Raw genomic sequence first — 13,683 nt, forward strand, 5'->3', positions numbered from 1 at the left:
TCCGGCTTGTTGGCAGTCAGATGATGTCGAGACGAGCGACTTGCCAAGCGCAGCGCATGTAGAAGCTCTGGTTCTGCAGGCGCGTCTCGTCATCAAACGGATAGAGGATGAAAAGCGGACCCTTGTCGCTGATCGGCATGAGCTGGCCGTCGCGCCGGAAGGCGAGGATCGCACCGTCCTCGGCGAGGCCGACCAACGGCACGTCGACGACATAATCGTTAAGAGCGGTGGCGCGGATGGTTTTGCCGGAGGCACCGACCGCGGTCATCAACGTAACGAGCGGAACGCCTTCCCACGTCGCGCGGCTATCAGTCCATGGCGTTGCGGTGGCAAATCTAGCGGTGCCGAGCGCCTCAAGCATGGCAAGATCGAAGATCGCCTCGTCGCCAGCATTGTGTTCCGTAATCGATCCGCCGACCTTTAGAATCGTCTTTCCGGACGGTATGCTGAGGGAGGCCGCGATGGCAGCGTGATCCATTAACGTGAGGGCCGCGGCGGCCAGCGTCAGCAGAGAGCGACGGGAAATCTGCGACATGACGAGGCGCCTTTATGAAGGTTGCCTATCGAATATGGCGTGAAACCTCTTGATACTTCATGACCTTTTCTCAGGACATATTATCAGGCGCTCTCTCGACATTCCGCGTCTGCCACAGTTGTTATCGGCAACGATGTCGGGCTCGGGCTCACCTCGACGCCACTTGGCAAGCACCAGGACGGCGGCACGGTACGTGTCGAAAATGGACATGAGTTCTTGCGTCCAGCGGGTTGAGGAGCTGCTTTCGGCACCTTGCCGGCGATGGCTAATAATGTGGAGGTCTGATCTGCATCTACGATCGCAAGATCTCGCCCACAATCGGGCTAAGCGTCAAAGGCAAGAAGCCGCATCCATATCGCGTTCAGATCTTAACTAATAAACCAACAGCGTGCTCCTGAGAAGCGGCTGGTCTGTTATGCCCCTTCCAGGCCAACCGCCTGTGGCTGGGCGTTGACCCCCGGCGTCCAGCGATCCTTCCGCCAGATGTAGAGCTCAGGTAGGCAGATCATACCTACGTCTCCTCTCGCCACACGGCCCGGCGCACAGTGAAAAGCCGGTCCAGCCGGCGGACGACGAGACCGAGGCGCTTCTCCCGCAGCGGGTGTTAGACCCTAACGACGAGATAATCCGAGCGGCCGCGCTTCTCGCATGCTCGTTCTCTAGACTCCACCGCTACGAAGTCAGTCAACGAGCCCAAGCAGCTCCACGTACCGCCGCACCGTATCTGCACCGAACTCGCCTCTGCGTAACGCTTCGAGTGCCGCTTGATCGCCATAACGCTTCGCTTCCAGCGCAACTGCCGAGATCTCCCATGGAGCGCTTGGCGAAGAGCGGCGCCCGATGCCATCGCTGACGCACCAACGGGAGATCGTCTTCTCCGATCGTCCGGATCGATAAGCGGCCTCCTTCAGGCTGATGACCTCGGCATCACGCATCAGTACGGGAGTGTTGTGCTGGATGGCCATCGTCGCCTCAGCTCACTGTTGCTCGTGTCTGTCTCGCTGCAAACTCTCGAGCCCGCTCAGCGCGTTCGGCATTTTCAGGATCACGGCGAATAGTGTCGCGCGAAGGATCGAGCAACGACGTGTAGGCTGATGGCTGCAGCCACTTCAGGCTACCCAGGCCGGCCACAATCGCTCGGACAAACTGAAGGTCGATGTTCGGCCTGATCTCGCGGTTCGCCGCCGCCAGCTCCCAGATCGCCTCGCAGCGAGCTGCAGCGAAGAGGCGCGCCTCGGGAGGCTGTCGACTGTCCTTGGCGAAGGCGACAAGCTTCAGCGGATCGCTGAGCCCATAGACTGCGTCGATGGCCGGCTTAATGACGTTCTGGATCCGATCCGGCGGCTGGAAGTCGTGGATGCCGATGCCGCGGTAGGTTTCGACGATGGGCATGGCGAGGTTGTCGCTCATGTCAGTTGGGCCTTCCTGTTCGAGCAATGATCTCCAGCGCTTTGCGGCTGAGATCGTCGAGCGGCTGATGTGCCGTCTCGGAAACAGGGACAGCCTGCCCGCTGGAGGCCGTCAGCAGTGCCTTCGCCGCAGCGACGCGGGCGCTGGCCGGAGCGGCTGCGTCGACGGCGATGGCGGCCAGAACACGTCGCGGGTTGACGAGGGCTGGATCGATCCCGGCTGCGTCGACGCGCTTCAGCAGCGCCGCCTGCTTCGTCGGCCGGCCGCCACGGCCTCTGTTTTGTGTAGGTTTTTCCATCGTTCTCTCCTCAGGTGTATTCAGGCTCTCGGGCCGGCCTGGGCGGCTCTTGATGAGGGCGGGATCCTTGATCGAAGGAATTTCCACAGCGCGCGCACAATCTCCGCGTGGGGGACCCTGTGACGGTGGACCCCCCAGATGCCCGAAGTTTCGACCTCCCCCCCCCCGGCCTTCGGCTCATCGACGGCCATAGCGAGCCTCCTCGGCCAGCCGACGGAGGTCGTGCGCGATCTCCGATCGATCCTCGAAGAACCGATGAGGGTCACGGCGGGAGATGGTCAGGCGGGCCACGCGCTCGGCCAGCTTCCGCAGCTCGTCGGCTTGCAGGTAGGACGGTAGGGGCTTGCGCTGTCCCATCACTGCAGCCCTCGGAACTGTGCCAAGAGCGCCGGTCCCTCACCGTAGCCGTCCGAGTAATCCGTCAGCTCGCCGCTGACGATCAGCACCGACTCGGCCCAACCTCTGACCGCATCGAGCCGCCGAAGGGCTGGTAGAGCGCGTCTGAAGTCCTCGCGCGCCGCCTTGCATAGCGTCAGGACCTCCGAAGGGCTCGGCGGGAATTTGTGCTGATCCCAAGCGCGCGCGACCGCAGCGGCCATAGCGACATCAGAGATGAAGGTGGCAGGGCGACCGTGTGCAATGGCTTCGGTCTGCTGGTTCTCCCGCATGATCGAGAGGAACAGGCCGTTCAGGTAGCCCTCGATGCTCGGAGGGTTCGCGTTCGCATAGGCATCGATCAGGACACCCAGCAGAAGCTCGAGCTGGCGCTCGCCGCAGGGTGTGGCGTTGGTCGCCTGCACTGTCTCCGTTGCGGCTTCGATCTCTTCGAGCGTCATGCGCAAGCCGGCCATGACTCGATGAGCTTCGGCGATGTGCCGCTTGGGGTCATTCCATGCGGTCTCGTGAAGCGTCGTTGAGCTGACTGCCTGCTGCAGCGACGCCCATCGGGTGCGATCAGCATCAAGCTTCAGCAGCGCCATCATCGCCTTGCGTGGCGCCATCGATCGATCGGCGTTCGCGACAGGCTTGGTCGTATGCGCCAGGGCCTTACCCATCGCGGTCCTCCCTTTCAAAGCGGGCCGTGATGAGGTCGAGTGCGCTCTGCCTGCCGCGGCGCTGGCCGGATCTCGGTCGGCTCTCGGGCTTGTCCTCCTGTTCCTTCGTCCAGCCTTTGCCCTTCAGCCACATGGCCGGGGCTGTTGCATACTGTCCGCGCTTCGCCGCGCGCCTCGCGCCTTCGACGATCTCCTCTGCCGTGGCCTGATCGGCCAGCACGATCTCTGAGAACAGCGAGGCCAGCTTTGGATCGACCGGCTTGGGGTAGACCTCGCAGAATCTCTCGAAGGCTTGGCCGATCTTGCCGGCCGCGCCCACCGGCGCGGGCCGGGCCGGTGCGCCGTCAGGCGCGCCGCTCCCCCCTTTGGGTTCTCTAAAGGGGTTAGTAGGACGAATCTGTCCGGTCTGGTTGGACAGATCTGTCCGGTCTGCTCGACCTGACCGGACGGATTTGTCCGGTCTGCTATCGGTGCCGTTGTCGTCCAGACCGGACAGATATGTCCGGTCTGCCGCGACCAATCGGTAGCGGTTGGCTCGACCGTTTCCGCCGCGCCGGACGTCGAGATACTTTGCCTCGATCAGTTCGATGGTGAAGCGCCGGACGTTCCGATCGCTGGCGCCGAGGATCTCGCCAAGCGTCTCCTGCGAGGGGAAGGCGTAGCCCTTCTCTCGGGAGAGGAAGCGGCTGGCGACGAGGTAGGCGAGCCGGAAGGCGCCGGCGGACAGCGCCTTATCCTCGGCCACGCAGTCGAGCCATTCGAGCTTAGCGCGGGTGAAGGGGTCGCCGCTCATCGCGACGCCCCCCTTGCCCGATTAGCAATTTTCAGGTAAAAAGAAGAGAAGAGAGCGCTGGAAAACCGCTTCTCATCTTGAAAGCCGTGCCGACTGATCCTCGGTGCGGCTTTCGCGTTTCCGGGTGGTCCTACAGATCGCTCGCACATGCGCTCATCCGTGGATCCAGAGGCTGAGCTCGCTCGCGGCTTCACGGGCGACGGTGCTCCTCGTCTTCACGACTTCCAGCATCAGCGTCACCGCCTGCAGCTCCGCGACGCTGAGCGTGATGCCGCCCTTCGTGGCGTTGGCGACACCGGCCCGGATGAAGGTCATGGCCGCGGAGACAGCCTCGTCGGTGTCGAAGGTCGTCTGCTCGACGGTCTCGATGCGATCCAGCGTCTCGTCTGAGAAGATCTCGATCCCGAGGCTCATGCGGCCACCTCGCCGAAGAAGCGCAGCAGTGCGTCACGCTTCGCTACCCACCGGCCGCCGACTTTCTTCGCCGGGATCTCGCCGCTGGCGAGCAGGTGGAAAGTCTGTGTCCTTGTCCGGCCGATCAACTTGCCGATTTCGTCTGCCCCCCAGACTAGGTCGAGGCCGATTCCCACTGAGTTATCCATGTTCCATCTCCATGAGTGCAACTCGCACCCATTGTTAATGGATCAGAACTATGATGAGTGCAAGTCGCACCTAGCGTCAAATCGCACTCATGGGAAACTCATGGACGACAAATTCCCGAGCGAAGCCGCCGAACGCTTTCAGGTGAGGATGCCCGACGGCATGCGTGATCGGCTTAGAGTCGCGGCCGAGAAGAACAATCGCAGCATGAACGCCGAGATCATCGATCGTTTGGAACGCAGCTTGGCTGGCGTGGATGCAGAAGAGACCTTTTCGCTGATGCTGAACCCCGAAGCTCGGATCAAACTGGCCCGGCATCGCCTCCGCCAGGTGCTCGACTTGCTCGACGAGTATGAACTTGCGGAGATGATCTGATGAGCGTCCGCAAGCGCAGCTGGACGAATTCGAAGGGCCAAGAGAAGACCGCCTGGATAGTCGACTATCCCGACGCAAAGGGCGTCCGCCGGCAGAAGACGTTCTCCAAAAAGAAGGAGGCCGACGCCTTCGCTGCAACGGCCACGATCGAGGTGCGTGAGGGAACGCACGTCACGGATCGCGAGACGGTGACGGTAGCGGCCGCTGGCAAGCTCTGGATCGCCACCAGCGAGGCGGCCGGCCTCGAACGGTCGACGGTCGAAGCTTACAAGCAACGCCTCGATCTCCACATCACGCCCTTCATCGGCGCCGAGAAGCTCTCGAAGATCACCGTACCCGTCGTGCGAGCGTTCGCCGACACGGTGCGCGGCGAAGGGCGCTCTTCAGCGATGGTCAAGAAGGCGCTCACCGCCCTCGGCGCGATCCTGTCGGACGCGCAGGAGAGGGGCCTCTGCACGCGCAATGCGGTGAAGGAGATGAGCCGACGGCGTAACGGATCGGAGAAGCGCAGCAAGCAGCTACTCCAACCAGGCGTCGACATCCCGACGCCAGACGAGATCAGAGCGTTCCTCGGTATCTTGGACGGCCGCTGGCGCCCGATCCTGCTGACGGCCGTCTTCAGCGGCCTACGCTCTTCCGAGCTGCGCGGGCTGCGCTGGCAGGACGTCGACTTCGCGAAGGCCACGATCTCGGTGCGCCAGCGGTCGGACAAGTGGGGCGAGGTCGGCGCAACGAAGTCGCACTCGAGCCAGCGGACGCTGCCGGTGCCACCGGTCGTCGTGAATACGCTCAAGGGGTGGAAGCTGGCCTGTCCGCCCGGCGAGCTTGTCTTCCCGAATGGCCGCGGCAACCCCGAGTCCCATGCGAACGTCGTGAACCGCGGCTTGAATTTGGCCATGAAGAAAGCCGGGCTCGGCTACACCGGCCTGCACGTCCTCCGGCACTTCTATGCGTCCTGGCTGATCAATCCAAAGGAGGCCGGCGGGTTAGGGCTCGACATGAAGACCGTGCAGGCGCGCATGGGACACTCGTCGATCGTCGTCACCGCCGACGTCTACAGCCATCTCTTTCCGCGAAAGGACGACGGCAAGGAGATGGCCGACGCAGCCGCCTTCCTCATGGTGTAAATGCAACATGGATGCGACACAGGCGGTGATTGTGTAGCGATTACAACGGCCAAAGTAGGCCTTCTAAGCCGATGGTCGCTGGTTCGAATCCAGCCGGGGTCACCATGTCTTTGCAAATGGTTAGCTCGCTTTTCTCGTGTCGTCAGCCCGCCGGTTCCGTCGTCGCATCCCAGGGCTGGCGTTCGTCCACGTCTCCCAACCAACGACGGCGCAGGATGCGGCCGAACGACCGGCTCGGACCGATCCGGCCTTGCACCGGGATGGCCGCCAGAAACCGCCGTCTTGGGGCTGGTTCGCTCTGTTGCTTTCCCGTATCCTGAGATCGTGGTCCCGTAGCTCAGCAGGATAGAGCATCAGATTCCTAATCTGAGGGTCACTGGTTCAAATCCAGTCGGGATCACCACCATCTTCGATCCTCTGACACGTGCGGGGGAAGAGAGTTCGCTGAAGCCTTGCCGAACTGTCGTGGCCGCTTTGTCTCCGGCACGGACTGCGCGGTGATTCCGGTGGCGGCGAGAGATCCTGCCGGTTTCAGCGGGCTCCGCGGCTTCGAAATGTCCGGGCCGCACTGAGCGCTCGGGTTGGCGGGTGAGTGGAGATCGGCCTGCCTCGTATTGCTTGCGGGCGAGAGACGCGGCGTCGACGACGATGACACGAGATCACGGAAACCGGCCTTCGCCGGGCGCCGATCGATCGACGCGTTCCAAGGGCGCCGCGCCCCGATCGTCACCTCGATCAGCCGGATAGGAGGGCGATCCGGAGCTTTCGGCTTCGCACGTCCGCGTTGACCCGCTCGCCGACGGTCCGCACGGCGTCCCGTGTGCTCCGCGCAAGGCCGACGCTTGCTCAAGGCCGGGGCGAGGGCAGGCTGGCGGTGGGAGGTATGGGGGACGCGCGCTCCGGGACCGCCATCCATGCGGCGTCGCTGAAGAATCCGCGTGAAAGCGACGTCGGATCGCGATGAAAGAGTGTCCAGGCCACGGCGCGATCTCGATTCGCCATCTTGTGGACTGCCGGGTTCGGACGCATTCTCAAACAGGCCAGGTCGGCTTGGTGACGCAGCCCCGATGTCTTCGTCCTATCCGCGCAGCAGGATCCATGCGGCCGGCATGGACGATGTCTTGAGATTTGAAAGCTTCTCTTGCAAAATCGACGGCCGGCTAACCCAAATGGGTGAAGCAGGGCACATGACCGTTCGTTAAGGTTCGTTCGTAGCAATTCTACAAGGCATCCTGGTTACCAGTCTCGACGTTCAGCACCTTCCCTTGGAATTTTCCCTGCTTCAACGGCTGTCGATTGGAAAGGCCGTATACGGAATTTTTTGATCATGCTTACTGGCGGTTTCTGGCTTCAGCTTCTCTGGTTCGGTGCCCTGCGTGAATGGGGCCGGAGGACCGAAACGCCTTCGGAGCGGCTCGCGTCCGCTCGTGGATTCATCATCGGTCTCACGATCTGCGTGGTGTTCTGGGGCTTCGTCGGCTGGTTGATCTTCGGCTGACGATCGCGTCCGATCGTCTCGCGATCGCTCAACCCTCGCCGTTCCCGTCGTCTCCGTCGGAACGTGAACCGCTTCGAAGCTCTCGCCAGGACTTGCGGTAACCGGGCTGCTCGGGGGATGCGGCGGCATCGTTCCGGATCAAGGTCCAGGTCAGTTCATCTTCATAAGGTCGCTTCGGGAGGTTGATCGTCCAGCGGGTTCGCAGCGGCGAGACGAAGACACGAAGGATCCGCTGAGATGGTGAACCGTCAACGGTCGAACATTCGGGACGGCGCGAGCCGCGCCAGCACAGCCCGGTTCCGAACCCGCATGCTGCGGCTCTCCGCGGTGGTCTTCGGGCTGTCGACGTCGGCGGCTCTCGCCACGGGATTTTCGCTGCCGGTCAAGTCTCTGAACGACGGCGTGCTCGAAGCCCCCGGTGACGATCGGACGGGCCGTGTCGCCACGGACGATCCGGCAGCGATTTCTGCACAGGAACAGCAATCGCCCGTCGAGGAGGATTTGCCGATCGACGGGGACGTGGTCGGCCTCGTCAACGCGCAGTCGCAGGAAGCGGCCCGCTTCGCCATGCAGATGACCGACCATGTCCGTCAACGTCTCGAAGGGCTGCGGGATGCCAATTGCCATGCGATCGACCTCGGACTTCGGCTGAACGTCACCGACGTGACGGACGGCGGAAGCCAGAACCCGCTGATCATCGACAATCGTCGTGACCAGAGCTTCGAACTCGGCAGCGGTTCTCTGGCCCGGCAGGCCTCGGTCGCCTGCGGCGATGACCCGGTGGCGGCCTGGACCGGCGGCTTCCTCAGCGTCGGCTCGTTCGAGACGACCGGAGCGGACATCCTCGATTTCACCACTGTCGGCCTGGCCAGCGGGCTCGACCTGCGCGTTTCCCCGACATTCCTCGTCGGCATGGCGCTCGGCTATGCCAGCGACGACAGCACGGTCGGCACGGACGGATCCGGCAGCCGGGGCGTGGCCGGAAGCGTATCGGCCTATGCCAGCTACAGCCCATCGGAAGACGCCTTCATCGACGCCACTCTCTCCTTCGATCGGCTGGATTTCAGCCAGCGACGCGCCAGACCCGGCGGATCCCTCCGCGAACTGGGTCCCGAACACGCCACAGGACGGCGAGCGGGACACCAGTTGACCGCCGCGGTGACGGCGGGACTGACGGCGCGATGGGGAAAGACCACTCTCACCCCGTTCTCCAGCATCTCCGCGACCGGCACGCGACTCGATCCCTTCGAGGAGCGGAGCGAGGGGACGGAGGCCGCACCCGCCTTGAGCTTCGGGCGTCAGGCCTCGACGCGTCTCGCCTCTTCGGTGGGCCTTCGTGCGACCCGGCAGGCGACGATCGGCAAGGCCAAGCTCACCTTCAGCCAGACGATGGAATGGAGCCGGGATTTCGGCAGCGGCAGCAGCACATCCTTCGACCGCAAGCATCGCCTCGGCCCGCGACGCTACTGGGTCGCGACCGACCGCCGGGACGTCAGCCTCTATCCCGTGACATCCGGCGTCAAGATGAGCGTGGGCAAGGCGACCAGCCTGTCGCTCGACCACCGCACGACCATGGGCGGAGCCTTGAAGGCCAAGGATCATTCGCTTCGACTCTCGTTCACCGAACGGTTCTGACGATCGCCGCGCTTGCGACGCTGCCTACCGACATCACGTTTTCAGCACCTTGGTCGATCCGGTTCAGCCTCTAGGTCCTTCCTGACGAGGGTGCCTCCGAACGAGGGCCGAACCGGCCGGGCCGCGCATGAGATTCGTCAGACTTGTCGTCGTGCTCCTCCTTGTCGGGGGTCTGGGTCTTCTGGGTTTCCTCGCCTATGCCTGGAAACCGGCAATCGCGGCCATCGATCCCCCGGCGCCGGCCGGCTTCGATCCCGATCTCGTTCGACGCGGCGCCGATCTCGCCGCGATCGGAAACTGCAATGTCTGCCACACCGCGCCGGGCGGGGAGATCTTCGCCGGCGGACTGGCACTGCCGACCCCGTTTGGAACGATTCACTCGACCAACATCACGCCCGATCCGGACACGGGGATCGGACGCTGGAGCGAAGCGGCCTTCGGGCGCTCGATGCGCAGCGGCGTCGATCGAGAGGGGCGGCATCTCTATCCCGCCTTTCCCTACGATCATTTCACCCTCGTCACCGACGAGGACAATCGGGCGCTCTACGCCTATCTCATGACCCGAAAGCCCGTGCGCGCGGAGCCACCGGCCAACGCACTGCCCTTTCCTCTGAACATCCGCATGGCGGTCGCGGGGTGGAAGCTGCTGTTCTTCCGCGAAGGCGTCTATGAGGCCGCGGCCGACAAGGACGAGGTGTGGAACCGAGGCGCCTATCTCGCGGAAGGGCTTGGACATTGCGGGGCCTGCCACACGCCGCGCAACGCCCTTGGAGCCGAGAAGAGAGATTCGCATTTCGCCGGTGGAGAGGCGGAGGGCTGGACGGCCTATGCCCTGAACCCCCAATCGCCGGCGCCGATTCCGTGGACCGTCGACAGCCTGACGCATTACCTGAAGCAGGGTTGGGAGCAGCGCCACGGGGTGGCCCGCGGCCCGATGGCGCCGGTCAACGCCAATCTCGGCGCGGTGCCGGAAGCGGAATCGAGGGCCATCGCCACCTATGTCGCGAGCACGATGGGCGAGCCTGATCCGGCGCGGACGCGGCGCGGCGCGGACCTCCTGGCGGAAGAGACATCGCATGCGCCGGGTGTTCTCGTGGCATCCGCGGGCAGCCAGACGGCACCGCCTTCGCCGCCACCCAACGAACGCGGCGCAGCGATCTATGCCGCAGCCTGCTCGAGCTGCCACGATGCCGGGCGGCCGCTGCCCTATGGCGGGCTCCGGCTCGATCATTCGAGCGCCATGTACGGCCCGACACCGGCCAATCCGATCAACGTCATCCTCTACGGCTTGCCGGCTCCGGAGGGCGAGAGCGGACCGATCATGCCGGGCTTTTCCGGGGCCCTGAGGAACGAGGATGTCGTCGATCTCCTCGCCTATCTCCGCGCGACGTTCAGCGACCAGCCTCCCTGGAGCGACCCGGCGGTGCTGGTCGAGGAGATCCGCACGAACCGGACGGAGACCGAGCTCCGGTCGCTCGGAACCGCCTCGAATGCGCCCGCAAACCCTTCGAAGCGAGAGACAGGATGGTAGCCTTCACGCTCAACGGACGTCCGGTCGAGGTCGAGGTCGAGCCGGATACGCCGCTGCTCTACGTCCTTCGGGACGAGCTCGGGCTCCACGGCGCCAAGTATGGATGCGGCCTCGGCCAGTGCGGCGCCTGCACGGTTCTCGTGGACGGCGAGGCCGTGTTTTCCTGCGTGACGCCGATCCTGTTGATGGGGGACCGCGCGGTGACGACGGTCGAGGGTCTCGGCACGATCGAGGCGCCAGGCCCGATGCAGCAAGCCTTCATCGAGGAGCAGGCCGCGCAATGCGGCTATTGCATCCCCGGCATGATGATGCGGGCGCAAGCGCTTCTGCAGAACCGGCCCGGGGCCTCGGATGCCGAGATCCGCGCTCATATGGAGCCCAATCTTTGTCGCTGCGGGACGCATGTGCGGATCCTCGCCGCGATCCGGCGCGCGGCGACGCTGATGCAATCGGCCGGAGCTGCCGAGGCGGGGAGGACCGGCTGATGACCGGGGCGACGTCCTTTCCGTTGAATCGCCGATCGGTCCTTTTGGGAACCGGGGCGCTGGTGCTCGGCTTCTCGCTTCGCGACACGTTCGCTCAAACCGTGCAGTCACCGGGCGACGAGACGCAGAACTTCCAGGCCGTGCCCGAACCCGCACCCGACCTGCCGGGCAGCTTGAAGACCACGCCCGATCTGGAATCCTGGATCCGGATCGAAGCGGATGGACGGGCGACGATCTTCACCGGAAAGGCGGAACTCGGGCAGGGGATCAAGACCGCGCTCCTCCAGATCGCGGCGGAGGAGCTCGACATGCCGTTCGAGCGCCTGTCGCTGATCGGGCCGGACACGGGCCGCTCCCCCAACGAAGGTTTCACCGCCGGCAGCCATTCCGTGCAGGACAGCGGCACGGCCATTCGGCATGTCGCGGCACAGGTTCGCGAGATCCTGATCGGCGAGGCAGCCCGTCGTTGGGGCATCGCCGTCGACGGTCTTCGGGCTTCCGCGGGCACCGTGACGGCGGGGGACGGGCGTCAGGCGACCTATGCCGATCTTGTGGCCGCGCAGCGGATCGAGGGCCTGGCCCAGCCGACCTCTCGCCTCAAGGCGACGGCGGATTTCCGCGAGATGGGCAGGCCGCGGGCGCGCATCGACATTCCGGGCAAGGTCACCGGCGGGGCCGCCTATGTGCAGGACATGCGGCCGGAGGGCATGGTCCATGGCCGCGTCGTACGTCCGCCGAGTCCGGCCGCGCGCCTCGTCGAGGTAGATCTCGCGGCCGTCGAGGCGATGCCGGGCGTGCTCAAGGTCGTACGGGACGGAAACTTCCTGGGCGTCGTCGCCGACAAGGAATGGCGGGCGATCAAAGCGATGTGGACCCTGTCGGCGGCCGCGCGGTGGGAGGAGCGGGAGACGCTGCCCGACGCCGGCCAGCTGACCGAGTTCCTCACGCGCCAACCGACCGAGGACGCGCTGGTCGCCGAGAGCGGTCTGCCCCCCGAGTTCGGCGGGAGCGGCAACGGCGAGGTGGTCGAGGCGACGTTCACACGGCCCTACCAGATTCACGGCTCGATCGGCCCGTCCTGTGCTCTCGCGGTCCTCGAAGGCGGTGTCACGACCGTCTGGACGCACACGCAGGGTGTCTATCCCGACCAGAAGGCGATTGCCGAGATGCTGCGCGTTCCGGTCGAGGCCGTCCGCTGCATTCATGTCGAGGGCTCCGGCTGCTACGGCCACAACGGAGCGGACGATGCGGCGGCGGATGCCGCGCTGCTGGCGCGTTCCCTGCCGGGGCGGCCGGTCCGCCTTCAATGGATGCGCGAGCAGGAACATGCCTTTGAGCCCTTCTCGCCGGGCATGGTGACCAAGGTGAAGGCTGCGCTCGACGGCTCGGGCTCGGTGACGGACTGGACCTACGAGCTCTGGAGCAACACGCACAACTCGCGCCCCGGCGGCGCAGGCGCGCTGCTGCCGGCACAGCATCTGGAGGAGCCGTTCCGGCCGGAGGCGCCGGCGGTGAAGATCACGCCGGAGGGGAATGGCGATCGCAATTCCAACCCGCTCTATGCCTTTCCCAACCGGCGCGTGACCTGGCACTTCATTCCGGACATGCCGCTACGCGTTTCCGCGCTTCGCGGTCTCGGCGCCTATATGAACGTCTTCTCGATCGAGTGCTTCATGGACGAGCTGGCGAGCCGCACCGGCGCCGATCCGGTCGAATATCGGCTCCGGCATCTGACCGACGAGCGGGCGAGGGCCGTGGTGGAGACGGCGGCCCGGCGCTTCGGCTGGCAAGCGAAGGCGGTTCTCCCCCGCGGGCATGGCGTCGGCTTCGCCTTCGCGCGCTACAAGAATCTGGCCGCCTTCTGCGCCGTTGCGATGGAGGTGAAGGTCGAGCCTGAAACCGGCCGCGTGCGGATGTTGAGGGCTTGCGCCGCGGTGGATGCGGGCGAGGTGGTCAATCCCGACGGCGTCGCCAATCAGGTCCAGGGCGGGATCGTCCAGGCGGCGAGCTGGACGCTCTACGAGGGCGTGACCTTCGACCGGACGCGCGTGTCCAGCGTCGACTGGTCGACCTATCCGATCCTGCGGTTCGACGCGCTGCCCGAAACGGTGGATGTCGAGATCGTGCCGCGACCGGGAACACCGTTTCTGGGCGCGGGCGAATGCGGGCAGGGGCCCGGCGGCGCGGCGCTCGCCAATGCGGTGGCCCATGCGATCGGACGGCGGATCCGCGACCTTCCACTGACCCGCGAACGGATCAAGGCCGCGGCCGAAGGCGCGGCCTGAACCGTCGATTTCGTCGGACGAAACGGTGCTGACCCGCACCTGGCGTTCCCGTTCGG

At 64.9% G+C, this 13,683-nt stretch carries 16 protein-coding genes and 1 tRNA gene; 8 read left to right on the plus strand and 9 right to left on the minus strand.

All coding sequences use genetic code 11. From position 1 onward, the window contains the following. Window positions 1-16 precede the first annotated feature (16 nt). The 9 genes from ASG43_RS05050 to ASG43_RS05090 form a co-directional block, all read right to left on the minus strand. A complete protein-coding gene (locus ASG43_RS05050) occupies window positions 17-535 on the minus strand; it encodes an oxidoreductase (protein WP_244487990.1) in 519 nt (172 codons plus the stop codon). Window positions 536-1,215: 680 nt separating this feature from the next. After that, window positions 1,216-1,500, minus strand: a complete 285-nt coding sequence (locus ASG43_RS05055; RefSeq protein ID WP_056501246.1) for a hypothetical protein — start codon at window positions 1,498-1,500, stop codon at window positions 1,216-1,218. Window positions 1,501-1,507: 7 nt separating this feature from the next. After that, entirely contained in the window at window positions 1,508-1,945 is a 438-nt protein-coding gene (locus ASG43_RS05060) for a hypothetical protein (RefSeq protein ID WP_056501249.1), read from the minus strand. Between the two features lies 1 nt (window position 1,946). Continuing rightward, window positions 1,947-2,243, minus strand: coding sequence for a hypothetical protein (locus ASG43_RS05065; protein ID WP_056501253.1), 297 nt, complete (start codon window positions 2,241-2,243; stop codon window positions 1,947-1,949). Between the two features lie 177 nt (window positions 2,244-2,420). Beyond that, window positions 2,421-2,600, minus strand: a complete 180-nt coding sequence (locus ASG43_RS05070; RefSeq protein ID WP_056501256.1) for a hypothetical protein — start codon at window positions 2,598-2,600, stop codon at window positions 2,421-2,423. Next, window positions 2,600-3,298 carry a hypothetical protein gene (locus tag ASG43_RS05075; RefSeq protein ID WP_056501259.1) on the minus strand — a complete coding sequence of 233 codons (699 nt, stop codon included), beginning with the start codon at window positions 3,296-3,298 and terminating at the stop codon, window positions 2,600-2,602. Before ASG43_RS05075 ends, ASG43_RS05070 begins: the two co-directional genes overlap by 1 nt. After that, window positions 3,291-4,091: a helix-turn-helix domain-containing protein gene (locus ASG43_RS05080; protein ID WP_056501261.1), complete on the minus strand. Its 801-nt coding sequence runs from the start codon at window positions 4,089-4,091 to the stop codon at window positions 3,291-3,293. Before ASG43_RS05080 ends, ASG43_RS05075 begins: the two co-directional genes overlap by 8 nt. Window positions 4,092-4,244: 153 nt before the next feature. After that, entirely contained in the window at window positions 4,245-4,505 is a 261-nt protein-coding gene (locus tag ASG43_RS05085; RefSeq protein ID WP_056501263.1) for a hypothetical protein, read from the minus strand. Then, window positions 4,502-4,693, minus strand: coding sequence for a hypothetical protein (locus ASG43_RS05090; protein WP_056501266.1), 192 nt, complete (start codon window positions 4,691-4,693; stop codon window positions 4,502-4,504). The genes ASG43_RS05085 and ASG43_RS05090 overlap by 4 nt, the downstream gene beginning before the upstream one ends. 100 nt (window positions 4,694-4,793) lie before the next feature. Here ASG43_RS05090 and ASG43_RS05095 point away from each other — a divergent pair, with 100 nt between their 5' ends. The 8 genes from ASG43_RS05095 (at window position 4,794) to ASG43_RS05125 (ending at window position 13,627) form a co-directional block, all read left to right on the plus strand. After that, window positions 4,794-5,066 (plus strand): Arc family DNA-binding protein, encoded by a 273-nt coding sequence (locus ASG43_RS05095; RefSeq protein WP_056501269.1) that lies wholly within the window; start codon window positions 4,794-4,796, stop codon window positions 5,064-5,066. Beyond that, complete coding sequence (locus ASG43_RS05100) at window positions 5,066-6,193, plus strand: site-specific integrase (protein WP_056501272.1); 1,128 nt, start codon at window positions 5,066-5,068, stop codon at window positions 6,191-6,193. Before ASG43_RS05095 ends, ASG43_RS05100 begins: the two co-directional genes overlap by 1 nt. A 326-nt stretch (window positions 6,194-6,519) precedes the next feature. Continuing rightward, a tRNA-Arg gene (locus ASG43_RS05105) sits at window positions 6,520-6,596 on the plus strand. 924 nt (window positions 6,597-7,520) lie between these two features. Then, entirely contained in the window at window positions 7,521-7,691 is a 171-nt protein-coding gene (locus ASG43_RS22550; RefSeq protein ID WP_156386478.1) for a hypothetical protein, read from the plus strand. 237 nt (window positions 7,692-7,928) lie between these two features. After that, the gene (locus tag ASG43_RS05110) at window positions 7,929-9,326 is read left to right on the plus strand and encodes an autotransporter outer membrane beta-barrel domain-containing protein (protein ID WP_082490653.1); all 1,398 of its coding nucleotides are present in this window, start codon (window positions 7,929-7,931) and stop codon (window positions 9,324-9,326) included. Window positions 9,327-9,453: 127 nt separating this feature from the next. Continuing rightward, the gene (locus tag ASG43_RS05115) at window positions 9,454-10,857 is read left to right on the plus strand and encodes a cytochrome c (protein ID WP_056501277.1); all 1,404 of its coding nucleotides are present in this window, start codon (window positions 9,454-9,456) and stop codon (window positions 10,855-10,857) included. Beyond that, window positions 10,851-11,342 carry a (2Fe-2S)-binding protein gene (locus tag ASG43_RS05120; protein WP_056501279.1) on the plus strand — a complete coding sequence of 164 codons (492 nt, stop codon included), beginning with the start codon at window positions 10,851-10,853 and terminating at the stop codon, window positions 11,340-11,342. Before ASG43_RS05115 ends, ASG43_RS05120 begins: the two co-directional genes overlap by 7 nt. Beyond that, window positions 11,342-13,627, plus strand: a complete 2,286-nt coding sequence (locus ASG43_RS05125) for a molybdopterin cofactor-binding domain-containing protein (RefSeq protein ID WP_056501283.1) — start codon at window positions 11,342-11,344, stop codon at window positions 13,625-13,627. The genes ASG43_RS05120 and ASG43_RS05125 overlap by 1 nt, the downstream gene beginning before the upstream one ends. Window positions 13,628-13,683: the final 56 nt, after the last annotated feature.

Source organism: Aureimonas sp. Leaf454 (assembly GCF_001424685.1).
In the GTDB taxonomy this organism is placed as follows: domain Bacteria; phylum Pseudomonadota; class Alphaproteobacteria; order Rhizobiales; family Rhizobiaceae; genus Plantimonas.